We start from the raw sequence: 25,349 nt of genomic DNA, 5'->3' as shown, positions 1-25,349 counted from the left end.
TGGTGGCNGATANACCGCTATCGCGAGCAAGCCCGCTCCCACATTTTGATCCGGTTTCTTCAGCAAAAAGCGCAGTGGGCACAAACAGAAACCCCGGCACGGGGCCGGGGCTTCTTTGCATCCTTACAACCTTACTTCAACTTGGCAATGGCCGCGTTGAGGGTGTTGCTTGGGCGCATGGCGTTGCTGGTCAGCTCCGGGTTCGGTGCGTAGTANCCACCGATGTCCACTGGCTTGCCCTGTACGGCGTTCAGCTCGGCAACGATGGTCGCCTCGTGTTCGCTCAGGGTTTTAGCCAGCTCGCCGAACTGCGCTTGCAGTGCCGTGTCTTCGGTCTGGGCGGCCAGGGCTTGAGCCCAGTACAGCGCCAGGTAGAAGTGGCTGCCGCGGTTGTCGATGTTGCCGACTTTGCGCGATGGCGACTTGTTGTTGTCGAGGAACTGGCCGGTGGCCTGGTCCAGGGTCTTGGACAGCACCAGGGCTTTCGGGTTGTTGTAAGTCACACCCAAATGCTCAAGGGAAGCGGCCAGGGCCAGGAACTCGCCCAGGGAATCCCAGCGCAGGAAGTTCTCTTCAACCAGCTGTTGCACGTGCTTGGGAGCCGAACCGCCGGCGCCGGTTTCGAACAGGCCACCGCCGTTCATCAGCGGTACGATCGACAGCATCTTGGCGCTGGTGCCCAGTTCCATGATCGGGAACAGGTCGGTCAGGTAGTCGCGCAGTACGTTGCCGGTCACCGAGATGGTGTCCTGGCCCTTGCGGGTACGCTCCAGGGTGAACTTCATCGCGTCGACCGGCGACATGATGCGGATGTCCAGGCCTTCGGTGTTGTGGTCTTTCAGGTAAGCCTGAACTTTCTCAACCACGACGCCGTCGTGAGCGCGCTGTGGGTCCAGCCAGAAAATCGCTGGGGTGTTGCTGGCGCGGGCACGGTTGACGGCCAGTTTGACCCAGTCCTGGATCGGTGCGTCTTTGGTCTGGCACATGCGGAAGATGTCGCCGGCTTCAACAGCCTGTTCCAGCAGGGTGCNGCCCTTGCTGTCGGTGACGCGCACGACGCCGTCAGCCTTGATCTGGAAGGTCTTGTCGTGGGAGCCGTACTCTTCGGCTTTCTTCGCCATCAGGCCAACGTTTGGCACGCTGCCCATGGTGGTTGGGTCGAAAGCGCCATGCGCCTTGCAGTCTTCAATGACGGCTTGGTAGATGGTGGCGTAGCAGCGATCCGGGATCACCGCCTTGGTGTCGTGCAACTGGCCGTCGGTGCCCCACATTTTGCCGGAGTCACGGATCATTGCCGGCATCGAGGCGTCGACGATCACGTCGCTCGGCACGTGCAGGTTGGTGATGCCTTTGTCGGAGTTGACCATCGCCAGGGAAGGACGAGCGGCGTAGACCGCCTGAATGTCAGCTTCGATCTGTGCTTGCTGGTCGGCAGGCAGTGCCTTGATGCGAGCGTAAAGGTCGCCGATGCCGTTGTTCAGGTTGAAGCCGATCTGCTCCAGCACGACAGCGTGCTTGGCCAGGGCATCTTTATAGAACTCGGCAACGATCTGGCCGAACATGATCGGGTCGGAGACCTTCATCATGGTGGCTTTCAGGTGGACCGACAGCAGCACGCCTTGTTTCTTGGCGTCTTCGATCTCGGCAGCGATGAAGCTGCGCAGAGCATTTTTGCTCATGACCGCGCAATCGAGGATCTCACCGGCTTGCACGGTGGTTTTTTCTTTCAGGACGGTGGTGTTGCCGTCTTGAGCGATCAGTTCGATTTTGACGGCATCAGCGGCGTCGATCAGTACGGCTTTTTCGCTGCCGTAGAAGTCGCCGTTGCTCATGTGAGCGATGTGCGATTTGGAGTCCGCAGCCCAGGCGCCCATTTTGTGCGGGTGCTTGCGGGCGTAGTTCTTGACCGACAGCGGTGCGCGGCGGTCGGAGTTGCCTTCGCGCAGGACCGGGTTCACGGCGCTGCCCTTGACCTTGTCGTAACGTGCACGGGTTTCTTTTTCCGCGTCGGTGGTTACGGTTTCCGGGTAGTCCGGCAGGGCGTAGCCCTGGGCCTGCAGTTCCTTGATCGCAGCTTGCAGCTGCGGGGTCGAGGCGCTGATGTTAGGCAGCTTGATGATGTTGGCTTCAGGTGTAACGGCCAGGTCGCCCAGTTCGGCGAGGTGGTCCGGGACAGCTTTGTCACCCAATTGCTCGGGGAAGCTGGCCAGGATGCGCCCTGCAAGAGAGATATCGCGGGTTTCCACGGCGATATCAGCCGAAGCGGTGAAGGCCTCTACGATAGGCAGCAGTGAATAGGTGGCGAGGGCTGGTGCTTCGTCGGTGAAGGTGTAGATGATCTTCGAGCGGGTGGGCATATTCGGATTAACTCTCTTCTTTGCTGAAAGCGTGCGCAGAAACTCGAGATGCGCCGGGTGGAGCGCGTTCGTTCAAAGTCATCCATGAGCGAAATGTCGAGGTTTCTTCGCGGTGATGTTGGGTGCATCAGTCGAGCGTCAAGCGGGTGGACTGCGGTAACAGTCCTGCTTTTTCAGGCCCCAAGCCTCGTAGTAGAGAGGTCGGCCGTCGTGACTCTGTGGTCAGCGGGCGGCATTATACATAGGTAGCTGGCAATCTGCCGATGGTTCATATGCAACGATTCTCGTCCATTGGTCTAAAGGTCGCAGGGGCGAGGGGGGCGTAGAGTCTTGCACCGTGCTTGAGTTTGGCGCTTTTCCCTTTGCTTTCAGGCTTGTACGTCGCGAACTGTGCAGCTTTGCGGCAGATGGTTGGAACATAGGGTTTGCGTGCCGATTTAACTGGAGTAGGCTCGAACGCAGCCAGATGTTCAATCCATAGATGGAGTTCAGCATGGGATACAAGAAGATTCAGGTTCCGGCAGTCGGCGACAAAATCACCGTCAATGCAGACCATTCTCTCAATGTTCCTGACCAACCGATCATCCCTTATATAGAAGGCGACGGTATTGGCGTTGATATCAGCCCGGTCATGATCAAGGTTGTCGATGCTGCTGTTAAGAAGGCTTACGGCGGCGAGCGCAAAATTTCCTGGATGGAAGTCTACGCCGGGGAAAAAGCGACTCAGGTTTACGATCAGGACACCTGGCTCCCCCAGGAAACCCTGGATGCGGTCAAGGATTACGTGGTTTCCATCAAGGGCCCGCTGACCACACCGGTTGGCGGCGGCATTCGTTCGTTGAACGTGGCCCTGCGTCAACAGCTCGACCTGTATGTGTGTCTGCGCCCGGTGCGCTGGTTCGAAGGCGTGCCTAGCCCGGTCAAGAAGCCAGGCGACGTTGACATGACGATCTTCCGCGAGAACTCGGAAGATATTTACGCCGGTATCGAGTGGAAGGCCGGTTCGCCGGAAGCGATCAAGGTGATCAAGTTCCTGAAAGAAGAGATGGGCGTCACCAAGATTCGCTTCGATCAGGACTGCGGCATCGGCATCAAGCCAGTGTCCCTGGAAGGTACCAAGCGCCTGGTGCGCAAAGCCCTGCAGTATGTCGTGGATAACGACCGCGACTCGCTGACGATCGTGCACAAAGGCAACATCATGAAGTTCACCGAAGGTGCCTTCAAGGAGTGGGCCTACGAAGTGGCGGCTGAAGAGTTCGGTGCGACACTGCTCGACGGTGGCCCGTGGATGCAGTTCAAAAATCCGAAAACCGGCAAGAATGTGGTGGTCAAGGACGCTATTGCCGATGCGATGCTCCAGCAGATCCTGTTGCGTCCGGCCGAATACGATGTGATCGCGACCCTCAACCTGAACGGTGACTACCTCTCCGATGCCTTGGCGGCGGAAGTGGGCGGTATCGGTATTGCCCCGGGGGCCAACCTGTCCGACACCATTGCCATGTTCGAGGCGACCCACGGTACTGCGCCGAAGTACGCCGGCAAGGACCAGGTCAACCCGGGTTCCCTGATCCTGTCCGCAGAGATGATGCTGCGTCACATGGGGTGGACGGAGGCGGCTGACTTGATCATCAAGGGCACCAATGGTGCTATTTCGGCCAAGACTGTGACCTATGATTTCCACCGTCTGATGGAAGGCGCGAAACTGCTGTCTTCTTCGGCGTTTGGTGATGCGCTCATCTCGCACATGTAAACGAGTTCACGCACGACAAAAACCGCCCGATTCAGTGATTGAGTCGGGCGGTTTTTTTATGACTGGATGATCGGTCGTGTCAGCTCGACACTGTTTCTTGTTTGGTAGCAGGCGCGGTCTGTTCGTCAACGGAAGCGACAGAGCCAATCTTCACTGCGTGCAACCCTTTCGGGCCCTGGACGATATCGAAGCTTACGATTTGCCCGGCCTTGAGAGTCTTGTATCCGTCCATTTCAATGGCCGAATAGTGGGCAAAGAAATCAATAAGATGACCGTCTTCGTCGCGACCTTCTCTGGCGTCGGTGTTAATGAAGCCGAACCCCTTGGCATTGTTGAACCATTTCACCTTGCCGACTGACATACCCATATCCCTCTGCAACAGACTCCATCACTGGAGTATCATCCAGTACATCCGCAGTCGGACGAATAAATAAGGTTGACTGCGCGGACCTTTTTTACCCACTGTGGGTTCTATTGGTTGTAACACCGATTCGCCGATAGTCAAGGCGACCGTATAGTCAGAGTTGAAATTCCGGCAGGTCGCCCCCATCACCGTATTTGAACCACTGACGAACCTTTCTTTCCATGCATGCAATCAGCCAGATTCGACTAACATTCAATCAGGATCGCCCGGCTCTCCAAAAAGATCACCCGGGGACACACGAGGACGATTCTGCAGGCATTGCTGTTCAGGAGGCTAAGCCTGCTCTACAGGCGCCGCCGATGTACAAGGTGGTTTTGTTCAATGATGACTACACACCGATGGATTTCGTGGTCGAAGTGCTCGAGGTGTTTTTTAACCTGAACCGCGAGTTGGCGACCAAGGTAATGCTGGCCGTTCACACAGAAGGACGGGCAGTATGTGGAGTGTTTACCCGCGACATCGCCGAGACAAAGGCCATGCAGGTCAACCAGTACGCCAGGGAAAGCCAGCATCCGCTACTCTGTGAAATCGAGAAGGACGGTTAACGCCGACCACTTGGGTATGAGGTGAAGCTATGTTAAACCGCGAGCTCGAAGTCACTCTCAATCTTGCCTTCAAGGAGGCTCGTTCGAAGCGTCATGAATTCATGACCGTCGAACACCTGCTGCTGGCACTTTTGGATAACGAAGCTGCCGCCACCGTTCTGCGTGCGTGCGGCGCCAACCTCGACAAACTCAAGCATGACCTGCAGGAGTTTATCGACTCCACCACGCCACTGATCCCCGTGCATGACGAGGACCGTGAGACCCAGCCAACCCTGGGCTTCCAGCGTGTACTGCAACGTGCTGTTTTCCACGTACAGAGCTCGGGCAAACGCGAAGTGACTGGCGCTAACGTGCTGGTCGCCATTTTCAGCGAACAGGAAAGCCAGGCAGTGTTCCTGCTGAAACAGCAGAGCGTTGCCCGTATTGATGTCGTCAACTACATCGCCCACGGTATCTCCAAGGTGCCTGGGCACGGCGATCATTCCGAGGGTGAGCAGGATATGCAGGACGACGAGGGCGGTGAGTCTTCTTCTTCGGGCAATCCACTGGATGCCTATGCCAGCAACCTTAACGAACTCGCGCGCCAGGGTCGTATCGATCCGTTGGTAGGTCGTGAGCTGGAAGTCGAACGTGTCGCGCAGATCCTGGCGCGTCGTCGCAAAAACAATCCGTTGCTGGTGGGTGAGGCTGGCGTGGGTAAAACCGCGATCGCCGAAGGCCTGGCCAAGCGCATTGTTGATAACCAGGTGCCTGACTTGCTGGCCAACAGCGTCGTCTACTCCCTTGATCTCGGCGCGTTGCTCGCCGGGACCAAGTACCGTGGCGATTTCGAGAAGCGCTTCAAGGCGCTGCTCGGCGAGCTGAAAAAACGCCCGCAAGCGATCCTGTTTATCGATGAGATCCACACCATCATTGGTGCCGGTGCGGCATCCGGTGGGGTGATGGACGCCTCCAACCTGCTCAAGCCGCTGCTGTCGTCGGGCGATATCCGTTGCATCGGATCGACCACGTTCCAGGAATTTCGCGGGATCTTCGAGAAGGACCGTGCCNTGGCGCGTCGCTTCCAGAAAGTCGACGTGTCCGAGCCTTCGGTTGAAGACACCATCAGCATCCTGCGCGGGCTCAAGGGGCGTTTTGAAGCGCACCATGGCATCGAGTACACCGATGAGGCGTTGCGAGCGGCTGCTGAGCTGGCGTCGCGCTACATCAATGATCGCCACATGCCGGACAAGGCGATCGACGTGATCGACGAAGCAGGGGCCTACCAGCGCCTGCAGCCGGTCGAGAAACGCGTGAAACGCATCGACGTGCCTCAAGTCGAGGATATCGTGGCGAAGATCGCGCGGATTCCGCCAAAACACGTCAACAGTTCCGACAAAGAGCTGCTGCGTAATCTAGAGCGCGACCTGAAGCTGACGGTATTTGGCCAGGATGCTGCGATCGACTCGNTGTCGACCGCGATCAAACTGTCCCGTGCCGGGCTCAAGTCACCGGACAAACCGGTCGGTTCGTTCCTGTTTGCAGGGCCNACCGGCGTCGGTAAAACCGAAGCGGCGCGGCAGTTGGCCAAGGCCATGGGTATCGAGCTGGTGCGCTTCGACATGTCCGAATACATGGAGCGCCACACCGTGTCGCGCCTGATCGGTGCGCCTCCAGGTTATGTGGGTTTCGATCAGGGCGGTCTGTTGACCGAGGCGATCACCAAGCAGCCGCATTGTGTATTGCTGCTCGATGAAATCGAGAAGGCCCACCCGGAAGTCTTCAACCTGCTGCTGCAGGTCATGGACCACGGGACCCTGACCGACAACAACGGGCGCAAGGCGGACTTCCGTAACGTGATCGTCATCATGACGACCAACGCCGGTGCCGAAACAGCAGCGCGTGCTTCGATCGGTTTCACCCATCAGGACCACTCGTCTGATGCGATGGAAGTGATCAAGAAGAGCTTCACGCCGGAGTTCCGCAACCGTCTGGACACCATTATCCAGTTTGGTCGCCTCAGCCATGAGGTCATCAAAAGCGTGGTGGACAAGTTCCTTACCGAGCTTCAAGCGCAGTTGGAAGACAAGCGCGTGCAGCTGGACGTGACAGACGCGGCGCGAAGCTGGCTGGCAGANGGTGGCTACGATTCGGCAATGGGGGCTCGACCAATGGCGCGTCTGATCCAGGACAAGATCAAGCGGCCACTGGCCGAAGAGATCCTGTTTGGCGAGCTTTCCGATCATGGCGGTGTGGTACACATCGACTTGAAGGATGGCGAGTTGACCTTCGAGTTCGAAACCACGGCCGAAATGGCCTGATAGCTGACTGCAACACAGCAAAAAGGCGCCGAAAGGCGCCTTTTTGCTGTCTGTTCCAACCACTGAAAATCAAATGTGGGAGGGGCTTGCTCCCGATGACGGTGGGTCAGTCGCTGAATATATTGACTGGNTACCGCAGCAACGGATATACACCCAAAACCCAAGAACCAAAAAAACCACCAAATCGCACAAACAAAAACGCCCGGCATACACCGGGCGTTTTGTATTGACTTGATTAACGGGCGCGGTAAGTGATGCGCCCTTTGCTCAAGTCATAGGGCGTCAGCTCGACGCGCACTTTGTCACCGGTAAGAATACGAATGTAATTCTTGCGCATCTTGCCGGAGATATGCGCGGTTACGACGTGCCCATTTTCCAACTCCACACGAAACATGGTGTTGGGCAGGGTGTCGACGACAGTGCCTTCCATTTCGAAGCTGTCTTCTTTCGACATGCAGTAAAGCCCTCGGTATCCAGTGAATGGCCCGGTGCAACTGCGCCAGGCAAAAGCGGCGTGCATTGTGCCCGAAAAAGGGTGTTCAAGCCAAGGGGTTCTAGTTAAGCGTTACCCATCTTTGATTAATCAGTAGCTCAATGGGNCGATATTGCGTCTTATAGCTCATCTTTTTGCAGTTTTTGATCCAGTAGCCGAGGTAGACCGCTTCCAGTCCAAGGCGCTGGGCCTCGGCGATTTGCCAGAGGATCGCGTAGCGACCCAGGCTGCGGCGTTCTTCTTCGGGCTCGTAGAAGGTGTAGACCGCCGACAGACCGTTCGGCAGCAAGTCGGTAACGGCGACCGCCAGTAGCCGGCCTTCGAGTCGAAATTCGTAGAATCGCGAGAACGGCAGGTCACGCACCAGGAACGTCGAAAACTGGTCGCGACTCGGCGGGTACATATCGCCATCGGCGTGACGCTGTTCGATGTAGCGTTGATAGAGATCGAAATACTCTTCGCTGAATTTCGGCCGGGCCGGGCGCACTTGCAGGTCGGCGTTACGTTTGAAAATGCGTTTCTGCTGACGGTTGGGCGTAAATTGCGCCACAGGGATGCGCGCCGGGACGCACGCATTGCAATTCTGGCAATGAGGCCGGTAAAGATGATCGCCGCTGCGACGGAAACCCATTTCAGACAGGTCTGCGTAGACATGCACATCCATGGGCTGGCTGGGGTCGAGGAACAGCGTGGTGGCCTGCTCGTCGGGCAGATAGCTGCAGGAGTGGGCTTGAGTGGCATAAAACTTCAAGCGCGCCAGCTCGGTCATGATCAACCCTCGGGAATAAGCTTTGGATTAAGTGTAAGCCACACGGGCAAAAGTCGCTCAGCAAACCCAGGTGGCGCTGCTGGGTTGATCGAGATGTTGCGCGAGAAAGTTGGCGAAATCGCGCCGAGGAATCGCTCGGGCGCCGAGGCTGTGCAGATGGTCGGTCGGCATCTGGCAGTCGATCAGTACAAAACCTGAGTCTTTCAGGTGTCGTACCAGCGTGGCAAAGCCATATTTCGAGGCATTGTCGGCGCGGCTGAACATGGATTCGCCAAAAAACAGCTGACCCATCGCCAGGCCATAGAGCCCGCCGACCAGCACGCCATCATCCCAAACCTCCACGGAATGCGCGTAGCCACGCCGATGCAGTTCGAGGTAAGCCGTCTGCATCGCGTCAGTGATCCAGGTCCCGTCGGCGTAATCCCGAGGCGCGGCGCAGGCGCTGATCACCGAGGCAAAATCCTGATCGAAGGTCACTTGATAGCGTTGCTGGCGCAGCAATTTATTCAGGCTGCGCGAGACATGCAGTTCGTCGGGAAATAACACGGTGCGCGGATCCGGCGACCACCACAGGATCGGCTGGCCTTCCGAGAACCATGGAAAGCAGCCGTGGCGATAAGCCTGAATCAGACGATCGGCGGACAGATCGCCGCCCGCGGCCAACAAACCGTTGGGGTCGCGCATGGCTTTTTCCAGCGGCGGAAACGTCAGGGTGTTGCGTTGTAACCAAGTCAGCATGGCATCCGGGCTTGCAGAAGGGGAGGGCGGTGGCGGGCTGGAGGGCCCGCCGTGAAGTGTGCCGTCAAACGGTGGGAATGTCGTCGAGGTATTTCTCGGCGTCCAGCGCGGCCATGCAGCCAGCCCCTGCGGAGGTTACGGCCTGGCGGTAGACGTGATCGGCCACGTCGCCGGCGGCGAACACGCCCGGGATCTCGGTGGCCGTGGCATCGCCTTCGCTGCCGCCCTTGACCAGCAGATAGCCGTCACGCATTTTCAGCTGGCCTTCGAACAGGTCGGTGTTGGGCTTGTGGCCGATGGCGATGAACACGCCGGCCAGCGCCAATTCACGGGTTTCGCCCGTGAGGCTGTCGCGCAGGCGGGCGCCGGTCACGCCACTGGCATCACCCAGCACTTCATCGAGATTCTGGTTCCAGTGCAGGCGGATATTACCGTTGGCGGCTTTTTCGAAGAGTTTGTCCTGGAGAATCTTCTCCGAGCGCAACTTGTCGCGCCGGTGAATCAGGTGGACTTCCTTGGCGATGTTCGACAAGTACAGCGCTTCTTCAACGGCGGTGTTGCCGCCGCCGACCACCGCGACCACTTGATTGCGATAAAAAAATCCGTCGCACGTGGCGCAGGCCGAAACCCCTCGGCCGGCAAAGGCTTCTTCCGAAGGCAGCCCCAGGTACTGCGCGGAAGCGCCGGTCGCGATAATCAGGGCGTCGCAGGTGTAAGTGTCGCCATCACCGATCAGCTCAAACGGGCGTTGTTGCAACTTGGCGGTATGGATGTGGTCGTAAACGATCTCGGTGGCAAAGCGCTCGGCGTGTTTTTGCATGCGTTCCATCAGCACCGGGCCGGTGAGGCCTTCAACGTCGCCGGGCCAGTTATCGACTTCGACGGTCGTGGTCAGCTGGCCACCTGCCTGTATGCCGGTAATGACAACGGGTTTGAGGTTGGCGCGGGCGGCATAAACGGCTGCGCTGTATCCGGCAGGGCCGGAACCCAGAATGATCAGGCGGGAATGCTTCGGTTCGCTCATAAAAACACCTCATAAGCCTTTGTCACAAAAGAGAATGCATGCTCAAATTGAAACGCGCGTAACGTGCTTTTGGCTATGCTACACCGAAGGGCTTCAAGCATGGCATCGGGCGAACAAACCCGTACAATGCCGTCTGTAACAGTGGTTGAAACAAAATAAGCTGTGCGTACCGTGTTTATAAAAACCGGGGCGCAATGTTAAAAGTAGTCCCAGTTGCGCGTGTTAACTTTTTTACCTGCCTGGATTGGGCAGTTTTTTATAGTCATTCAACAGATGGACGCGCCCAGGGCGCAGGAAAAGACCCGTTTTGAAGAAATCCACCGCAACACCTAAAGCAGCAGTCGTGCCGGCCTGGCGTCAGCACCTGCACTACCGACTCAAGGAAGGTGCGCTGATCGCCATTGGCGCCCTGTGCCTGTTCCTGATGATGGCCTTGCTCACCTATGGCAAGGACGATCCGGGCTGGAGCCACAACAGCAAGATCGAAGACGTGCAGAACTTCGGCGGCCCCGCCGGTTCCTACAGCGCCGATATTCTGTTCATGGTGCTGGGCTACTTTGCCTACATCTTCCCGCTGCTGCTGGCGATCAAGACCTGGCAGATCTTCCGCCAGCGTCACGAGCCGTGGCAGTGGAGCGGCTGGCTGTTCTCCTGGCGCCTGATCGGCCTGGTGTTCCTGGTGCTCTCCGGCGCGGCGCTGGCGCATATTCATTTCCACGCACCCACCGGCCTGCCGGCGGGCGCGGGCGGGGCGCTGGGCGAAAGCCTTGGCGACCTGGCGCGCAAGACCCTGAATATCCAGGGCAGCACCTTGATGTTTATCGCGCTGTTCCTGTTTGGTCTTACCGTGTTCACCGACTTGTCGTGGTTCAAGGTGATGGACGTNACCGGCAAGATCACCCTCGACCTGTTCGAACTGTTCCAGGGCGCGGCCAATCGCTGGTGGAGCGCCCGTGTCGAGCGCAAACAACTGGTGGCGCAGCTGCGTGAAGTCGACGACCGTGTGCATGACGTGGTTGCGCCGACCGTCACCGACAAACGCGAGCAAGCCAAGGTCAAGGAGCGCCTGATCGAACGCGAACAGGCCCTGAGCAAGCACATGTCGGATCGCGAGAAGCAGGTGCCGCCGGTGATTGCCCCTGCGCCGCCGAAGCCATCGGCGCCCAGCAAACGCGTGGAAAAAGAGAAACAGGCGCCGTTGTTCGTCGACAGTGCCGTCGAAGGCACCTTGCCGCCGATCTCGATTCTCGACCCGGCAGAAAAGAAACAGCTCAACTATTCCCCGGAGTCGCTGGCGGCCGTAGGCCATCTGCTGGAAATCAAACTCAAGGAATTCGGCGTCGAAGTCACCGTGGATTCGATCCACCCAGGCCCGGTCATTACCCGTTACGAGATCCAGCCGGCCGCTGGCGTCAAGGTCAGCCGTATTTCCAACCTGGCGAAAGACCTGGCACGTTCCCTGGCCGTAACCAGTGTGCGGGTGGTGGAAGTGATTCCCGGCAAGACCACCGTCGGTATCGAGATTCCCAACGAAGACCGCCAGATCGTGCGCTTCTCCGAGGTGCTGTCGACCCCGGAATACGACAACTTCAAATCGCCGGTCACCTTGGCCCTGGGCCATGACATCGGCGGCAAGCCGGTGATTACTGACCTGGCGAAAATGCCGCACTTGCTGGTTGCCGGTACGACGGGTTCCGGTAAGTCGGTGGGTGTGAACGCGATGATCCTGTCGATCCTGTTCAAGTCCGGCCCCGATGACGCCAAGCTGATCATGATCGACCCGAAGATGTTGGAGTTGTCGATCTACGAAGGCATTCCGCACCTGTTGTGCCCGGTCGTGACCGACATGAAGGACGCCGCCAACGCGCTGCGCTGGAGCGTCGCCGAGATGGAGCGCCGCTACAAGCTCATGGCGAAGATGGGCGTGCGTAACCTGTCGGGCTTCAACGCCAAGGTCAAGGAAGCCCAGGACGCCGGCACACCGCTGACTGACCCTTTGTACAAGCGCGAAAGCATTCACGACGAAGCGCCGCTGCTGACCAAGCTGCCGACCATCGTGGTGGTGGTCGATGAGTTTGCCGACATGATGATGATCGTCGGCAAGAAGGTTGAAGAACTGATTGCACGTATCGCCCAGAAGGCGCGGGCCGCCGGTATTCACTTGATTCTCGCTACCCAGCGACCGTCGGTGGATGTCATCACGGGTCTGATCAAGGCCAACATCCCGACGCGGATGGCGTTCCAGGTCTCCAGCAAGATCGACTCGCGTACCATCATCGACCAGGGCGGCGCCGAGCAATTGCTCGGTCACGGTGACATGCTTTACATGCCGCCGGGCACCAGCCTGCCGATTCGTGTCCATGGCGCCTTTGTGTCCGATGACGAAGTGCACCGCGTGGTGGAAGCCTGGAAGCTGCGCGGCGCACCGGAATACAACGACGAGATCCTCGCGGGCGTTGAAGAAGCCGGCAGCGGCTTCGACGGCGGCAGTGGCGGTGGCGACGAAGACAGCGAATCCGATGCGCTCTACGACGAAGCGGTGCAGTTCGTACTGGAAAGCCGTCGTGCTTCTATCTCCGCAGTGCAGCGCAAACTGAAAATCGGCTACAACCGCGCCGCCCGCATGATCGAATCCATGGAAATGGCCGGGGTCGTGACGTCCATGAATACCAACGGTTCGCGTGAAGTCCTGGCACCTGGCCCGGTACGCGACTGATTTGAATCTGCCTTGAATTGAAAAGCGGCGGCGCGGTGATGCGCCGCCGCACCCCCCACGAATGTTATGAGGACTCCCATGCGTCTTATCCGCATGCTGTTGCTGCCGGTACTGGCTTTGACCACGCTCTCGGCCCACGCCGATGACAAGGACGTGGCGCGTCTGACCCAACTGCTGGAAAAATCCCAGACCCTGACTGCGCGCTTCTCTCAGCTGACGCTGGATGGCAGCGGCACCCAGTTGCAGGAAACGGCCGGGCAAATGTCCCTGCAGCGTCCTGGCCTGTTTTACTGGCATACCGACGCACCGCAAGAGCAATTGATGGTTTCCGATGGCAAAAAGGTGTCCCTGTGGGACCCGGACCTGGAGCAGGTCACCATCAAGACCCTTGACCAGCGCCTGACCCAGACCCCGGCGCTGCTGCTGTCCGGCGACGTGTCCAAGATCAGCCAGAGCTTCGACATCAGTGCCAAGGAAGCTGGCGGCGTGATCGACTTCACCTTGAAGCCGAAAACCAAGGACACCCTGTTCGACAGCCTGCGTCTGTCGTTCCGCAATGGCCTGGTCAATGACATGCAACTGATCGACAGCGTCGGTCAGCGCACCAACATCCTGTTCACCGGCGTGAAGGCCAACGAGCCGATCCCGGCGTCCAAGTTCAAGTTCGACATCCCCAAGGGTGCCGACGTGATCCAGGAGTAAAGCGCAAAACCCTTGTAGGAGCCGGCTTGCTGGCGATGGCGGTTGCTCCCGCTGGGTCGCGAAGCGGCCCGCTCTTTACCTGAAATGAAGGGGACCGCTGCGCAGTCCAGCGGGAGCAAGCTCCCTCGCCACAGGGATGCTCCTACAGAGGGATGCGGTGTTCATAGCGAGGTTTTAAAAGTACGTGATGGACCTGTTTCGCAGTGCCCCGATCGCTCAACCTTTGGCTGCACGCCTGCGTGCGGCCAATCTGGACGAGTACGTCGGTCAGGAACACCTGCTCGCTCGCGGCAAGCCTTTGCGCGAAGCCCTGGAGCAGGGGGCGCTGCACTCGATGATTTTCTGGGGGCCGCCGGGTGTGGGTAAAACCACCCTGGCGCGATTGCTGGCGGAAGTCTCGGATGCGCACTTCGAAACGGTCTCGGCGGTACTGGCTGGCGTGAAGGAAATCCGCCAGGCGGTGGAAGTCGCCAAGCAGCAGGCCGGTCAATATGGCAAGCGCACCATCCTGTTCGTTGATGAAGTGCACCGCTTCAACAAGTCGCAGCAGGATGCATTCCTGCCGTACGTTGAAGACGGCACGCTGATTTTCATCGGCGCGACCACGGAAAACCCTTCGTTCGAACTCAACAACGCGTTGCTCTCCCGGGCACGGGTTTACGTGCTCAAAAGCCTCGACGAAGCGGCCCTGCGCAGATTGGTGCACCGGGCGCTGACCGAAGAGCGTGGCCTGGGCAAGCGGCAGTTGACCCTCAGCGATGAAGGCTTCCAGATGCTGCTGTCCGCTGCGGATGGCGATGGCCGACGGCTGCTGAACCTGTTGGAAAACGCTTCGGACCTGGCGGAAGACAACAGCGAGATCGGTGTCGATCTGCTGCAAAGTNTGCTCGGCGACACCCGCCGCCGTTTCGACAAGGGCGGCGAAGCCTTTTACGATCAGATCTCGGCGCTGCACAAGTCGGTGCGCGGTTCCAACCCCGACGGCGCGNTGTACTGGTTTGCGCGGATGATCGACGGTGGCTGCGACCCGCTTTACCTGGCGCGCCGCGTGGTGCGCATGGCCAGCGAAGACATTGGCAACGCCGACCCGCGCGCGCTGAGCCTGTGCCTGGCGGCCTGGGAGGTGCAGGAGCGCCTTGGCAGCCCGGAAGGCGAGTTGGCCGTTGCACAGGCCATTACGTATCTGGCCTGCGCGCCAAAAAGCAACGCGGTGTACATGGGCTTCAAATCAGCCATGCGCAGCGCCACCGAACACGGTTCGCTGGAAGTGCCGCTACACCTGCGTAACGCACCGACCAAGCTGATGAAGCAACTGGGTTACGGCGATGAATACCGTTATGCCCATGATGAGCCGGACGCCTATGCCGCCGGCGAAGATTACTTCCCCGATGAGCTTGAGCCGCAGCCGTTCTACCAGCCGGTGCCTCGTGGCCTGGAGCTGAAGATCGGTGAAAAGCTCAATCACCTCGCACAACTTGACCGTCTAAGCCCCCGGCAGCGGAGAAAATAAGTGATTCCTTTGGTTATTGCGGTCTCCGTTGGCGGTGTCGCCGGGACTCTGTTGCGTTTTGCCACCGGTAATTGGGTCAACGCTAATTGGCCGCGGCACTTCTATACCGCGACGCTGGCCGTTAATATCGTCGGCTGTTTGCTGATCGGCGTTCTATACGGTCTGTTTTTGCTACGCCCGGAGGTGCCGATCGAGGTGCGCGCCGGGTTGATGGTCGGCTTCCTCGGGGGGCTGACGACTTTTTCATCCTTTTCACTGGATACGGTGCGCCTGCTCGAAAGCGGGCAGNTGCCGCTGGCCCTGGGCTATGCGGGCATCAGCGTGTTCGGCGGGCTGCTCGCCACCTGGGCTGGCCTGTCCTTGACCAAACTTTGATAAACGAGAGACCGACATGCTCGATTCCAAACTGTTACGTAGCAACCTTCAGGACGTAGCGGACCGCCTGGCATCCCGTGGCTTTGCCTTGGATGTTGCGCGCATCGAAGCGCTGGAAGAACAGCGCAAGACCGTCCAGACCCGCACCGAAGCACTGCAGGCTGAGCGTAATGCGCGTTCCAAATCCATCGGTCAGGCCAAGCAGCGCGGCGAAGACATTGCGCCGTTGATGGCGGACGTCGAGCGCATGGCGAACGAGTTGAGTGCCGGTAAAGTCGAGCTGGACGGGATCCAGACCGATCTGGATTCGATCCTGCTCGGCATCCCGAACCTGCCGCACGAATCCGTGCCAATTGGTGATGACGAAGACGGCAACGTCGAAGTGCGCCGCTGGGGCACCCCGACCGCGTTCGATTTCCCGGTCCAGGACCACGTGGCCCTGGGTGAGAAGTTCGGCTGGCTGGACTTCGAAACTGCCGCCAAGCTGTCCGGCGCTCGTTTTGCCCTGCTGCGCGGCCCGATCGCTCGCATGCACCGCGCCCTGGCGCAGTTCATGATCAACCTGCACACCNGCGAACACGGCTACGAAGAAGCCTACACCCCGTACCTGGTGCAGGCGCCGGCGTTGATGGGCACCAGCCAGTTGCCGAAATTCGAAGAAGACCTGTTCAAGATCAGCCGTGATGGCGAAGCCGATCTGTACCTGATCCCGACGGCCGAAGTGTCGCTGACCAACATCGTGGCCGGCGAGATCCTCGACGCCAAGCAGCTGCCGATCAAGTTCGTCGCCCACAGCCCATGCTTCCGCAGTGAAGCCGGCGCGTCGGGGCGCGACACCCGCGGCATGATCCGCCAGCACCAGTTCGACAAGGTCGAGATGGTGCAAGTGGTTGAGCCGTCGACCTCGATGGACGCGCTGGAAGGCCTGACGGCCAACGCCGAGNAAGTCCTGCAACTGCTGGAACTGCCTTACCGCGTGTTGGCGCTGTGCACCGGCGACATGGGCTTCAGCGCCGTGAAGACCTACGACCTTGAAGTGTGGGTGCCGAGCCAGGACAAATACCGCGAAATTTCGTCGTGCTCCAACTGCGGTGATTTCCAGGCCCGTCGCATGCAAGCGCGTTTCCGTAACCCGGAAACCGGCAAGCCGGAACTGGTGCACACCCTCAACGGTTCGGGCCTGGCGGTAGGCCGCACGCTGGTAGCCGTGCTGGAAAACTACCAGCAGGCTGACGGTTCGATCCGTGTACCTGAGGTGCTCAAGCCTTACATGGCGGGCGTTGAGGTCATCGGCTAAATGGAATTTCTGCCGCTGTTTCATAACCTGCGCGGCAGTCGTGTGTTGGTCGTCGGTGGCGGGGAGATTGCGTTGCGCAAATCCCGCCTGCTGGCCGAAGCCGGTGCGCTGCTGCGGGTGGTCGCACCTGAAATCGAACCGCAACTGCGCGAACTGGTTGTCGGCAGCGGTGGCGAGTGCCTGTTACGGGGCTACCTCGAAGCGGACATGGACGGTTGCGGGCTGATCATTGCCGCCACCGACGACGAACCGCTGAACGCGCAAGTCTCCAGTGATGCCAAGCGTCGCTGCGTGCCGGTCAATGTGGTGGACGCGCCAGCCTTGTGCAGCGTGATCTTCCCGGCAATTGTCGACCGTTCGCCCTTGGTGATTGCCGTGTCCAGCGGCGGCGATGCGCCGGTGCTGGCGCGCNTGATCCGNGCCAAACTGGAAACCTGGATTCCTTCCACTTACGGCCAGTTGGCCGGTCTGGCGGCGCGTTTTCGCAGCCAGGTCAAACGCCTGTTCCCGGATGTGCAGCAGCGTCGNGCATTCTGGGAAGATGTGTTCCAGGGCCCGATTGCCGACCGGCAACTGGCCGGGCAGGGCGCTGAAGCCGAACGCTTGATGCTGGCAAAGATCAATGGCGAAGCGCCGGTCGCCACCGGTGAAGTGTATTTGGTGGGCGCGGGTCCNGGTGATCCNGACCTGCTGACCTTCCGCGCCCTGCGCCTGATGCAGCAAGCCGACGTGGTGCTGTATGACCGTTTGGTTGCTCCGGCGATTCTTGAACTGTGCCGCCGGGATGCCGAGCGTATTTACGTCGGCAAGCGTCGCGCCGACCATGCCGTGCCGCAAGACCAGATCAACCAGCAATTGGTGGATCTGGCCAAGCAAGGCAAGCGTGTGCTGCGTCTAAAAGGTGGTGATCCGTTCATCTTCGGTCGCGGCGGTGAAGAGATCGAAGAACTGGCGGCCCATGGCATCCCGTTCCAGGTCGTGCCGGGTATCACGGCCGCCAGTGGTTGCGCGGCCTATGCCGGGATTCCGCTGACGCACCGTGACTATGCCCAGTCGGTGCGATTTGTCACCGGCCACTTGAAGGATGGTTCCACCGACTTGCCGTGGGCCGACCTGGTCGCGCCGGCACAAACCCTGGTGTTTTACATGGGGCTGGTGGGCTTGCCGATCATCTGCGAACAACTGATCAAGCACGGTCGCGCAGCGGATACCCCGGCGGCGTTGATCCAGCAGGGCACCACGTCCAATCAGCGCGTGTTTACCGGCACCCTGGCNGACTTNCCTCGCATGGTGGCGGAGCATGAAGTGCATGCGCCGACACTGGTNATCGTTGGGGAAGTGGTGCAATTGCGCGAGAAACTGGCGTGGTTTGAAGGGGCTCAGGCGCAAGTTTAGAGACCGAGTCGTTCCCATCGCGGGCAAGCCCGCTCCCACAGGTCATTTGGNANCACTCAAATCCCTGTGGGAGCGGGCTTGCCCGCGATGGGCCCTCAAACGCTACCTAAATATCACGCCCTGCGCCAAACCCCTTTCCCGTTCAACCGCGCCCGATCATGGGTTGCTGTGAAATCCTGCACCGGTCCTTTCGGCACAATCCCGGTCGGGTTGATGGTCGGGTGGCTCGCATAGTAATGCCCCTTGATGTGCGAAAAATCCACCGTCTCGGCCACGCCTGGCCACTGATAAATCTCCCTCAGCCAATTCGACAAGTTCGGATAATCGGCAATCCGCCGCAGGTTGCATTTGAAGTGGCTGTAATACACCGCATCAAAACGAATCAGCGTGGTGAACAGCCGCACATCGGCTTCGGTCAGGTATTCACCGGCCAGGTAACGGTGCGCGNCCAGNTGCCGCTCCAATCGGTCCAGTTCGGCAAACACATCATCAAACGCTTCTTCATAAGCCTGCTGTGACGTGGCAAACCCGGCGCGATAAACGCCGTTGTTCACTGCCGGATAAATCCGCTCATTCAACGCATCGATCTCGCCGCGCAGGGGCGCCGGGTAGAAATCCAGGTCATTGCCGGTCAGGTCATCGAAGGCGCTGTTAAACATGCGGATGATCTCCGCGGATTCATTGCTCACGATGCGCTTGAGCTTTTTGTCCCACAGCACCGGTACGGTGACGCGGCCGGTGTAGTTGGCGGTGTCAGCGGTGTAGCGCTGGTGCATGAATTGGAAGTCGTCGAGTTTGTCGCCGCTGGAGCCATGGGCCTTGTCGAAGGTCCAGCCGTTTTCCAGCATCAGCCAACTGACNACGGANACGTCGATCAGGCTTTCAAGGCCTTTGAGTTTGCGCAGGATCAGCGTGCGATGCGCCCATGGGCAGGCGAGGGACACATAAAGGTGGTAGCGGCCAGCCTCGGCAGCAAACCCACCGACGCCTGTCGGGCCGGGCTTGCCGTCGGCGGTCAGCCAGTTGCGACGTTGCGCCTGCTCGCGCTGGAACGCGCCGTCCTTGCTGCTTTCGTACCACTGGTCGTGCCAGCGACCTTCAACTAACAAACCCATGTTCAAGACTCCTCAATCAATAAGCGTTGGAGAGGAGTCTATTCGCATAGGTTCGATAAAATAGCGCAAAGGTTCGGGGTTTATGATCGGTTAAATCGATCTGTCCCGTGCGTCCCAATACTGCTGAGCCGTTTCGAAGGCCTGTTTGCGGGTCTGACCGAGGCCACGCAGCGCGAGGGCCATGGTCGAGATCAAGGCCATTTGCGGGTAGCTGTCGACCACGTCACCGCGCCAGACGGCTTTCAAGTGTTCAGGATCGAGCGCGGCGGGTTTGACGTGGCGTTGGGTCGACAACTGCGACCATTCCTCGTCCCAGCTTTCGCCGCCGGTGGTGCCGTACAGGTGGCTGTCGGCGTCCGGGTTGATCTCGATTTCGCCACCGTCGCCCTTGACCACAATCGCAGTGTCGCCGAGCAAGCCGCTGGCATCGCGATGCACCGCCTGATAGCCGGGATGGAAAATGCTTTGCAGGCCGCAGCGTGCATTCAGCGGGTTGAGCAGGCGCGCCAGGGAATGGATCGGCGAGCGCAGGCCCAGGGTGTTACGCAGATCAATCATGCGTTGCAGNTGCGGTGCCCAATCCACCAGCGGCATGAACGCCAGGCCACCGTTATCCAGCGCCGAGCCGACCTGTTGCCAGTCGCGGCACAACGGGATGTTCAAGCCTTCCAGCAATTGCTCGCTATACAGCCGGCCAGCGGTGTGAGCGCCGCCGCCGTGCATCAGGATGCGCACGCCGTTCTGCGCCAGGCATTTGGCCGCCAGCAAATACCACGGCAGGTGACGCTTCTTGCCGGCATACGTCGGCCAATCCAGGTCCACCGCCAGGGCTGGCGGGTTCAAACGTTCACGCAGGGCTTCGGTGAATCCGGCGAGTTCTTCCGGGCTTTCTTCCTTGTGCCGTAGCAACATCAGGAAGGCGCCGAGCTGGGTGTCTTCGACTTCTTCGTCGAGCACCATGCCCATGGCTTCACGCGCTTCGGCCCGGGTCAGGTCGCGGGCGCCACGCTTGCCTTTGCCGAGGATCCGCACGAACTGGGCGAATGGGTGTTCGGCGGGCGTTTCAAGGGTCAGCGGGGCAAAGTCGGTCATAAGCAATTCGTCGGCCTGGGCAGGCCCGCCAGCTTGGCGGCGAGTTTGGCGGGAGTGCCGTTGAACAGTTTGTTGAGGTGCAGGCTGTTGCCCTTTTCCGGGCCCAGCTTCAAGGCGGTGTACTTGATCAGCGGGCGCGTGGCGGGGGACAACTGGAATTCGGCGTAGAAGCCACGCAGCAACTCGAGGATTTCCCAGTGTTCCGGACTCAACTCGATGTCTTCGGCGGCGGCGAGGGCGGTGGCCACCTCGTTCGACCAGTCACTCAGTTCGACCAGGAAACCGTCCTTGTCCAGCTCGATGGCGCGTGCGCCGACCGTCATGGAATTCATAGCCAACTGTTCACCTTGTCGTAGTGAATCGACAGCTCGACAAAGGCGGGGTAATCAATGGCCCTGGCCGCGTCAGGAATCGCCAGCGCACGAGCCTGGGCGTCTTCGGCCAGTACGAACAGATTCAACGGGCGAGCGTTCAGCGCGTTGAACGGCGCAGTGCCTGGCTGCAACGCATACACCGCGTCACCGGTCAGCAACAGCGCATCGTTCGTGCCGATCACGCGCAGGCAACTGGTCAGGCGGTCATCGCCGAATGGGGAGTGAGACAACACATGCAAAGTCGACATCAGAGGGTAATCACCTGGTCGTAACGGTCAATAAGCGCTGTGATTTCCTGGGCGGTCAGCACCCGGGCTTCTTCAAGCGACCGACCGTCGAGGTCCAGGCCCCGTTCGGCAGCGCTGTCGCCACAGACAAACAGGTCTTCCACACCGAACATCGGCAACGCTTGCAGGTTGGCGCTCAGGTCTTTCTGTTGCAGGGCTTTGGCGTCCTGTTTCGCAGCCAGCTGAAACACCCCGTCATCCATAAACAGCAGGCCGATCGGCAGATCAAATGCACCGCCGGCCAGCACGATATCCAGGGCTTCCCGAGCGTTCGGCCCGGACCACGGGGCCTGGCGGCTGATGATCAACAAGGATTTGGGCATCTCACGCGCCTCCGAAACAGATCAGGCGGTCAGCGTCTTGCACCGCGTCATGCAACTGGCCGAGGCCGGACAATTCCCACGGCACGCCCACGGCAACGGCGTCACGCTGATAGCGTCCTGCTTCTTCTTCGTTCAACACACCACGGCGCAGGGCAGCGGCGATGCATACGACGCCATCCAGCTGATGCTCGGAGACGAAGGCGCGCCATTGCTTGGGCAGGTCCTGCTCATCCTGGGGCGTGACCACGCTGCCAGAAGCGTTGTAGACGCCGTCCTGATAGAAAAACAGCCGGACAATCTCATGCCCGCCGGCAAGCGCTGCCTGTGCGAACAGCAAGGCGCGGCGCGAGGAGGGCGCATGGGCGGCGGAAAACAAAGCAATCGCAAACTTCATGACAGACTCGATCAGCAAAACTGCGGTCATGATAAAGCTTTATCGGCGGGGCGGCTAAATCGATGTTATCTGTGCCGGCCCCATCGCGGGCAAGCCCGCTCCCACAGGGATCTGTGCGTCACCACATAACGCGGGCAAGCCCGCTCCCACAGGGATCTGTGCGTCACCACATAACCTGTGGGAGCGGGCTTGCCCGCGATGGGGGCCCAACAGTCAATACAAGACTTAACGAGGCATATAGCCCAACTGCCACCGCCGCGGAATCTTGAGCGAGAGCAATCCAATCGCGCCCGCCAGCAACCCGCTGACAAACAACGCCTTGAGCCCTAGGTGATGTTCCAGCACCGCGCCCAGCACGGCACCGGCAAACATTCCGGTCCAGGGAATCAACTGAACCCGCCAGCCATTACGCCGTTCACCTAGCATCCAGCGCCCCAGCCCGCGCCCGAAGCGCGACAAGGCACCGGTGACGTAAGTGAGGCCGACCGGCAGGCCGTTCACTTCTTCCACTGCCGCGTTGAGCATGCCCATGGCGATGATTGCCGCCAGCAGCGCCGGCAATTGATCGTCATAAGGCCAGGCCGCGGCGCCGCAGAGCAGCATCGCGATGCACAGCAGCAAGGGCAGCGCCCGGCGGCCACCGAGGCGGCTGACGACAATGCCCAAGGCGTTGCCGACGATAAACGTGGCGACGAGGATCAGCAGACGCAGGGTCAGTCCGAAATCACCGTCACTGATCGCAACGGCGAGGCGGGTGGTGTTGCCGCTCATGAAGGAGACAAAGTCGCCGCTGGCCATGAAGCCGATGGCGTCGGTCATGCCGGCGAGCACCGAGAGCGCAGCCACCAGCACCATGCCGATGCGTCCGCGCCATTTCTGGATTTGAAGATGGCCCGGGCTGGCGCGAGAAGTCGAGAGGGATGGCAGCATCGGCGGTAGTCGTCCTCAGGCAGCGACCGTCAGGGTCACTTGCTCAATCCATATAACTCGCAATACTCCAGCCAGTCCATACCGGCCATCTCGGCTACTTCCTTGTGCACTTCCATGCGTTGGGCCTGATAGTCCTCGGCCGTCGCGGCGGTCAATTGCAATGTCAGCTCCCAGGCAAACAGACCCAGACGCTCGGCCTCGGCTTCGAAGGCCTCATGCAAGCGCTCGTCACGGTATTGCGCCGCAGTCTCGCCCTTGGCCTGAGCCAACAGCGGATTGAGGTTGTCGAGTTCGTGGCGCAGTTCGGGGCGCTCATCGAGAAACTTCTTCAGCGCCTGTTCGTGTTGCTGTTCGGTTGCCGCCATGGTCGCTCCTTGAGGCTGGGGTTACGAAGATTGCTTCTTACTGGCTTTGGCCGCAGCGGCCAGGCACTCGAGGGCAAACTGCTCGGGGTAGGTCATCTGGATCGGCGTGGTTTCGCCTTTGACGGTGCGTTCGCCGTCGAGGATGTAGCGGATTCGTTTGTCGGTGACGCCAATGCGCTTGGCGATCCAGGACGGCGTCTGGCCGATCTGGCTGATCAGCTTGTCAGCGTATTCGGCGGTCGGTTTGTAATACTCGGCGTTGGGTGTCATGACCTTTCCAGAAAAAATGAGCCCGGAAAAAACGGGCGATGCGACGTTAATGGCGCGACAGGGTGCGCGAATCGTCACGCGGTGTCGCGGTTTAAATGAAGTAAAGCAGAACGATACGCCGTGCCACGGTGATACAGTCCGCTTTTTCTTGATGAGCGAACACAATGCGAATTCTGATGGTGGCGCTGGCCGTGACGTTGCTGGCGGGATGCGCCGGCTCGGTGATGAACGATGCCCGCACCAAAGCCCCTTACAAAACCCTGAACTCGGACAAACCGGAAAAAGTCGTCGCCCAGTGCGTGCAGTTTTCCTGGCAGGACGAGGCGGTGTTCGGTGTCGATGCCGGCGCGTATTTGCAGCCGGGCGAGAAGGGTGGGTCCACCGTTTACACGCGTTCTGCGGAGTCCTTTGTCGACGTGACCACCGATGCGTCAGGCACTGTGTTGAGTTACTACGCACAGCGTGACGACTTTGTGGCCAAGCGCCGCCTGGCGGCGCTGGCGACCTGCCTCTGACCTGATGGCCGACGCAGTACCCCTGTGAGAGCGAGCCTGCTCGCGATAGCGGTGGGTCAGTCGACATCAATGTTGGATGTCACTCCGCCATCGCGAGCAGGCTCGCTCCCACAGTTGGATGGTGTGGATCATACGAGCAGGTTATACGTCGTTGATCAGGCGCTTCTGGAAAAAGAAGCGCTTATGCCCCGGCGGATAGTCGACAATCTGGCCGAACTCGCTATAGCCCAGTTTCTTGTAGAACTCCGGCGCCTGGAAGTCGAAGGTGTCGAGCCAGATCCCGGCGCATTCTTTCTTCCGCGCCAGGTCTTCGGCCATTTGCATCAACTTCGTGCCTATGTCCTGTCCCCGGGCCTGCTCCGGCACCGACAACAACTCGAGGTGCAACCACTGATAAAAAAACCGGCCATACAAGCCGCCGAGAATCTCGTCGTGTTCGTCGCGGACCAGCCAGGCAATGGGCTCCGGCTTCGAGGCGCCGGCTTTTGAGGCGTTATAGAGGCGCAAAGGCAGCAAGATCGCCTGCTCCTCGTCTTCGGTGGGGTTTTGTGACTCTTCGATTCGCAGTTTCATCAGCTCAATCCTTATGGCCATGAGGGAACAACGCCGGCAAGCCTAACCTGTGCCCCGGCGGTTGTTCCAGCCCCTTGAGTGGAACCCTCGCTCGCGCCCGGATGTCTAGCCTGAATAGCGTCCTTCCAGAACGCGGCCAATGAGGATCACCCCGTGAATATTTTTGAAGCCCTGCGTGAAAGTCACGACCGCCAGCGCACCTATGCCAAAGCGCTCATCAAGACCAGCGGCGACACCCCGGAGCGGGTCGAGGCTTACAAACAGCTCAAATCCGAACTCCAGGCCCACGAAACCGCCGAAGAGCGCCATTTCTACATCCCGCTGATGGAGTTCGACAATGGCGTCGATCTCAGCCGCCACGCCATCTCCGAACACCACGAGATGGATGAAATGATGGAAGAGCTGGATGAGACGGAAATGTCCAGCCCGGCCTGGCTGGCGACCGCCAAGAAGCTGTCCGAGAAGGTTCATCATCACTTGGAAGAGGAGGAGCAGAAGTTCTTCCAGATGGCCGGCAAGCTGCTTGACGACAAGCAGAAAGAGGCCCTGGCCGGCCAATACGAAAAGGAATACAAGGCACAGCTTCCTTAGAGGGTGCGATGGCCCCGATTGCTGCCTTGCGTTGTAATCCTTTTGCTACACAGGGCGTAGGACTTGAATCAGAGTACTGGTTTTATATCCAGTATTTGCGAGTGATCTGCGAAGGCAGGTTCATT

27 protein-coding genes are annotated in these 25,349 nt (G+C 59.5%); 11 read left to right on the top strand and 16 right to left on the bottom strand.

Annotation, left to right across the window (positions count from 1 at the left end; all coding sequences use genetic code 11):
* Positions 1–131 precede the first annotated feature (131 nt).
* Positions 132–2,357, bottom strand: a complete 2,226-nt coding sequence (locus B7L09_RS05530; protein ID WP_094468039.1) for an NADP-dependent isocitrate dehydrogenase — start codon at positions 2,355–2,357, stop codon at positions 132–134.
* Between the two features lie 493 nt (positions 2,358–2,850).
* Here B7L09_RS05530 and icd point away from each other — a divergent pair, with 493 nt between their 5' ends.
* The gene (gene icd, locus B7L09_RS05520; protein WP_094468038.1) at positions 2,851–4,107 is read left to right on the top strand and encodes an NADP-dependent isocitrate dehydrogenase; all 1,257 of its coding nucleotides are present in this window, start codon (positions 2,851–2,853) and stop codon (positions 4,105–4,107) included.
* 79 nt (positions 4,108–4,186) lie between these two features.
* On the opposite strand, the gene B7L09_RS05515 is transcribed toward icd, so the two are convergent.
* Positions 4,187–4,468, bottom strand: a complete 282-nt coding sequence (locus tag B7L09_RS05515; RefSeq protein WP_094468044.1) for a cold shock domain-containing protein — start codon at positions 4,466–4,468, stop codon at positions 4,187–4,189.
* A gap of 224 nt (positions 4,469–4,692) precedes the next feature.
* Between B7L09_RS05515 and clpS the strand changes: the two genes are divergently transcribed.
* Together clpS and clpA are read left to right on the top strand one after the other, a co-directional pair.
* Complete coding sequence (gene clpS, locus B7L09_RS05510) at positions 4,693–5,076, top strand: ATP-dependent Clp protease adapter ClpS (protein WP_094468037.1); 384 nt, start codon at positions 4,693–4,695, stop codon at positions 5,074–5,076.
* Between the two features lie 29 nt (positions 5,077–5,105).
* A complete protein-coding gene (gene clpA, locus B7L09_RS05505) occupies positions 5,106–7,376 on the top strand; it encodes an ATP-dependent Clp protease ATP-binding subunit ClpA (RefSeq protein WP_094468036.1) in 2,271 nt (756 codons plus the stop codon).
* Between the two features lie 235 nt (positions 7,377–7,611).
* Here the strand turns inward: clpA and infA are convergent, their stop codons facing one another.
* From infA to trxB, 4 genes are all read right to left on the bottom strand, one after another.
* Positions 7,612–7,830, bottom strand: coding sequence for a translation initiation factor IF-1 (infA, locus tag B7L09_RS05500; protein WP_002553999.1), 219 nt, complete (start codon positions 7,828–7,830; stop codon positions 7,612–7,614).
* Positions 7,831–7,930: 100 nt separating this feature from the next.
* Positions 7,931–8,638 (bottom strand): arginyltransferase, encoded by a 708-nt coding sequence (locus tag B7L09_RS05495; RefSeq protein WP_094468035.1) that lies wholly within the window; start codon positions 8,636–8,638, stop codon positions 7,931–7,933.
* Between the two features lie 57 nt (positions 8,639–8,695).
* Entirely contained in the window at positions 8,696–9,376 is a 681-nt protein-coding gene (gene aat / locus B7L09_RS05490; protein ID WP_094468034.1) for a leucyl/phenylalanyl-tRNA--protein transferase, read from the bottom strand.
* 64 nt (positions 9,377–9,440) lie between these two features.
* A complete protein-coding gene (trxB, locus tag B7L09_RS05485) occupies positions 9,441–10,400 on the bottom strand; it encodes a thioredoxin-disulfide reductase (RefSeq protein WP_094468033.1) in 960 nt (319 codons plus the stop codon).
* 307 nt (positions 10,401–10,707) lie between these two features.
* On the opposite strand from trxB, the gene B7L09_RS05480 reads away from it, so the two are divergent.
* From B7L09_RS05480 to cysG, 6 genes are all read left to right on the top strand, one after another.
* Positions 10,708–13,116: a DNA translocase FtsK gene (locus tag B7L09_RS05480; RefSeq protein ID WP_094468032.1), complete on the top strand. Its 2,409-nt coding sequence runs from the start codon at positions 10,708–10,710 to the stop codon at positions 13,114–13,116.
* 78 nt (positions 13,117–13,194) lie between these two features.
* Positions 13,195–13,818 carry an outer membrane lipoprotein periplasmic chaperone LolA gene (lolA, locus tag B7L09_RS05475; RefSeq protein ID WP_007904916.1) on the top strand — a complete coding sequence of 208 codons (624 nt, stop codon included), beginning with the start codon at positions 13,195–13,197 and terminating at the stop codon, positions 13,816–13,818.
* A gap of 187 nt (positions 13,819–14,005) precedes the next feature.
* Complete coding sequence (locus tag B7L09_RS05470) at positions 14,006–15,328, top strand: replication-associated recombination protein A (RefSeq protein WP_094468031.1); 1,323 nt, start codon at positions 14,006–14,008, stop codon at positions 15,326–15,328.
* Positions 15,329–15,703: a fluoride efflux transporter CrcB gene (crcB, locus tag B7L09_RS05465; protein ID WP_094468030.1), complete on the top strand. Its 375-nt coding sequence runs from the start codon at positions 15,329–15,331 to the stop codon at positions 15,701–15,703.
* Positions 15,704–15,719: 16 nt separating this feature from the next.
* Entirely contained in the window at positions 15,720–17,000 is a 1,281-nt protein-coding gene (gene serS, locus B7L09_RS05460) for a serine--tRNA ligase (protein ID WP_094468029.1), read from the top strand.
* A complete protein-coding gene (gene cysG / locus B7L09_RS05455; protein WP_094468028.1) occupies positions 17,001–18,395 on the top strand; it encodes a siroheme synthase CysG in 1,395 nt (464 codons plus the stop codon).
* 113 nt (positions 18,396–18,508) lie between these two features.
* Here the strand turns inward: cysG and B7L09_RS05450 are convergent, their stop codons facing one another.
* The 9 genes from B7L09_RS05450 to B7L09_RS05410 form a co-directional block, all read right to left on the bottom strand.
* Complete coding sequence (locus B7L09_RS05450) at positions 18,509–19,510, bottom strand: glutathione S-transferase family protein (protein ID WP_094468027.1); 1,002 nt, start codon at positions 19,508–19,510, stop codon at positions 18,509–18,511.
* A gap of 90 nt (positions 19,511–19,600) precedes the next feature.
* Positions 19,601–20,602 carry a glycosyl transferase family protein gene (locus tag B7L09_RS05445; protein ID WP_094468026.1) on the bottom strand — a complete coding sequence of 334 codons (1,002 nt, stop codon included), beginning with the start codon at positions 20,600–20,602 and terminating at the stop codon, positions 19,601–19,603.
* Positions 20,599–20,934: a TusE/DsrC/DsvC family sulfur relay protein gene (locus B7L09_RS05440; RefSeq protein ID WP_094468025.1), complete on the bottom strand. Its 336-nt coding sequence runs from the start codon at positions 20,932–20,934 to the stop codon at positions 20,599–20,601. Before B7L09_RS05440 ends, B7L09_RS05445 begins: the two co-directional genes overlap by 4 nt.
* Complete coding sequence (gene tusB / locus B7L09_RS05435; RefSeq protein ID WP_094468024.1) at positions 20,931–21,224, bottom strand: sulfurtransferase complex subunit TusB; 294 nt, start codon at positions 21,222–21,224, stop codon at positions 20,931–20,933. The genes B7L09_RS05440 and tusB overlap by 4 nt, the downstream gene beginning before the upstream one ends.
* On the bottom strand, positions 21,224–21,586 hold the full coding sequence (gene tusC / locus B7L09_RS05430; protein WP_094468023.1) for a sulfurtransferase complex subunit TusC: 363 nt from the start codon (positions 21,584–21,586) through the stop codon (positions 21,224–21,226). Before tusC ends, tusB begins: the two co-directional genes overlap by 1 nt.
* Before the next feature lies 1 nt (position 21,587).
* Entirely contained in the window at positions 21,588–21,980 is a 393-nt protein-coding gene (gene tusD, locus B7L09_RS05425) for a sulfurtransferase complex subunit TusD (RefSeq protein ID WP_094468022.1), read from the bottom strand.
* 225 nt (positions 21,981–22,205) lie between these two features.
* Positions 22,206–22,910: a YoaK family protein gene (locus B7L09_RS05420; RefSeq protein WP_094468021.1), complete on the bottom strand. Its 705-nt coding sequence runs from the start codon at positions 22,908–22,910 to the stop codon at positions 22,206–22,208.
* Between the two features lie 35 nt (positions 22,911–22,945).
* Positions 22,946–23,275, bottom strand: a complete 330-nt coding sequence (locus tag B7L09_RS05415; protein WP_094468020.1) for a DUF6388 family protein — start codon at positions 23,273–23,275, stop codon at positions 22,946–22,948.
* A 21-nt stretch (positions 23,276–23,296) separates the two neighbouring features.
* Positions 23,297–23,545, bottom strand: a complete 249-nt coding sequence (locus B7L09_RS05410; protein WP_008154823.1) for a hypothetical protein — start codon at positions 23,543–23,545, stop codon at positions 23,297–23,299.
* A gap of 164 nt (positions 23,546–23,709) precedes the next feature.
* Here B7L09_RS05410 and B7L09_RS05405 point away from each other — a divergent pair, with 164 nt between their 5' ends.
* The gene (locus B7L09_RS05405; RefSeq protein ID WP_094468019.1) at positions 23,710–24,060 is read left to right on the top strand and encodes a hypothetical protein; all 351 of its coding nucleotides are present in this window, start codon (positions 23,710–23,712) and stop codon (positions 24,058–24,060) included.
* Between the two features lie 141 nt (positions 24,061–24,201).
* Here the strand turns inward: B7L09_RS05405 and B7L09_RS05400 are convergent, their stop codons facing one another.
* Positions 24,202–24,633, bottom strand: a complete 432-nt coding sequence (locus B7L09_RS05400) for a GNAT family N-acetyltransferase (protein WP_094468018.1) — start codon at positions 24,631–24,633, stop codon at positions 24,202–24,204.
* 153 nt (positions 24,634–24,786) lie between these two features.
* On the opposite strand from B7L09_RS05400, the gene B7L09_RS05395 reads away from it, so the two are divergent.
* The gene (locus B7L09_RS05395) at positions 24,787–25,224 is read left to right on the top strand and encodes a hemerythrin domain-containing protein (RefSeq protein ID WP_094468017.1); all 438 of its coding nucleotides are present in this window, start codon (positions 24,787–24,789) and stop codon (positions 25,222–25,224) included.
* Positions 25,225–25,349 lie beyond the last annotated feature (125 nt).

Origin of the sequence: Pseudomonas mandelii (assembly GCF_002251635.1) — a bacterium.
Lineage (GTDB): Bacteria > Pseudomonadota > Gammaproteobacteria > Pseudomonadales > Pseudomonadaceae > Aquipseudomonas > Aquipseudomonas mandelii_B.
Note: the sequence above shows the minus strand (reverse complement) of the source record. Positions and strands in the feature narration are given on the sequence as shown.

What these genes read in the sequence shown, in the direction of transcription:
- B7L09_RS05440 (WP_094468025.1), bottom strand. Translation starts at nt 20,934, where the DNA reads ATGAATTCCATGACGGTCGGCGCACGCGCCATCGAGCTGGACAAGGAC.
- aat (WP_094468034.1), bottom strand. Translation starts at nt 9,376, where the DNA reads ATGCTGACTTGGTTACAACGCAACACCCTGACGTTTCCGCCGCTGGAA.
- B7L09_RS05405 (WP_094468019.1), top strand. Translation starts at nt 23,710, where the DNA reads ATGCGAATTCTGATGGTGGCGCTGGCCGTGACGTTGCTGGCGGGATGC.
- clpS (WP_094468037.1), top strand. Translation starts at nt 4,693, where the DNA reads ATGCATGCAATCAGCCAGATTCGACTAACATTCAATCAGGATCGCCCG.
- trxB (WP_094468033.1), bottom strand. Translation starts at nt 10,400, where the DNA reads ATGAGCGAACCGAAGCATTCCCGCCTGATCATTCTGGGTTCCGGCCCT.
- tusB (WP_094468024.1), bottom strand. Translation starts at nt 21,224, where the DNA reads ATGTCGACTTTGCATGTGTTGTCTCACTCCCCATTCGGCGATGACCGC.
- B7L09_RS05515 (WP_094468044.1), bottom strand. Translation starts at nt 4,468, where the DNA reads ATGTCAGTCGGCAAGGTGAAATGGTTCAACAATGCCAAGGGGTTCGGC.
- B7L09_RS05400 (WP_094468018.1), bottom strand. Translation starts at nt 24,633, where the DNA reads ATGAAACTGCGAATCGAAGAGTCACAAAACCCCACCGAAGACGAGGAG.
- infA (WP_002553999.1), bottom strand. Translation starts at nt 7,830, where the DNA reads ATGTCGAAAGAAGACAGCTTCGAAATGGAAGGCACTGTCGTCGACACC.
- lolA (WP_007904916.1), top strand. Translation starts at nt 13,195, where the DNA reads ATGCGTCTTATCCGCATGCTGTTGCTGCCGGTACTGGCTTTGACCACG.
- B7L09_RS05420 (WP_094468021.1), bottom strand. Translation starts at nt 22,910, where the DNA reads ATGCTGCCATCCCTCTCGACTTCTCGCGCCAGCCCGGGCCATCTTCAA.
- B7L09_RS05410 (WP_008154823.1), bottom strand. Translation starts at nt 23,545, where the DNA reads ATGACACCCAACGCCGAGTATTACAAACCGACCGCCGAATACGCTGAC.
- tusD (WP_094468022.1), bottom strand. Translation starts at nt 21,980, where the DNA reads ATGAAGTTTGCGATTGCTTTGTTTTCCGCCGCCCATGCGCCCTCCTCG.
- tusC (WP_094468023.1), bottom strand. Translation starts at nt 21,586, where the DNA reads ATGCCCAAATCCTTGTTGATCATCAGCCGCCAGGCCCCGTGGTCCGGG.
- icd (WP_094468038.1), top strand. Translation starts at nt 2,851, where the DNA reads ATGGGATACAAGAAGATTCAGGTTCCGGCAGTCGGCGACAAAATCACC.
- B7L09_RS05415 (WP_094468020.1), bottom strand. Translation starts at nt 23,275, where the DNA reads ATGGCGGCAACCGAACAGCAACACGAACAGGCGCTGAAGAAGTTTCTC.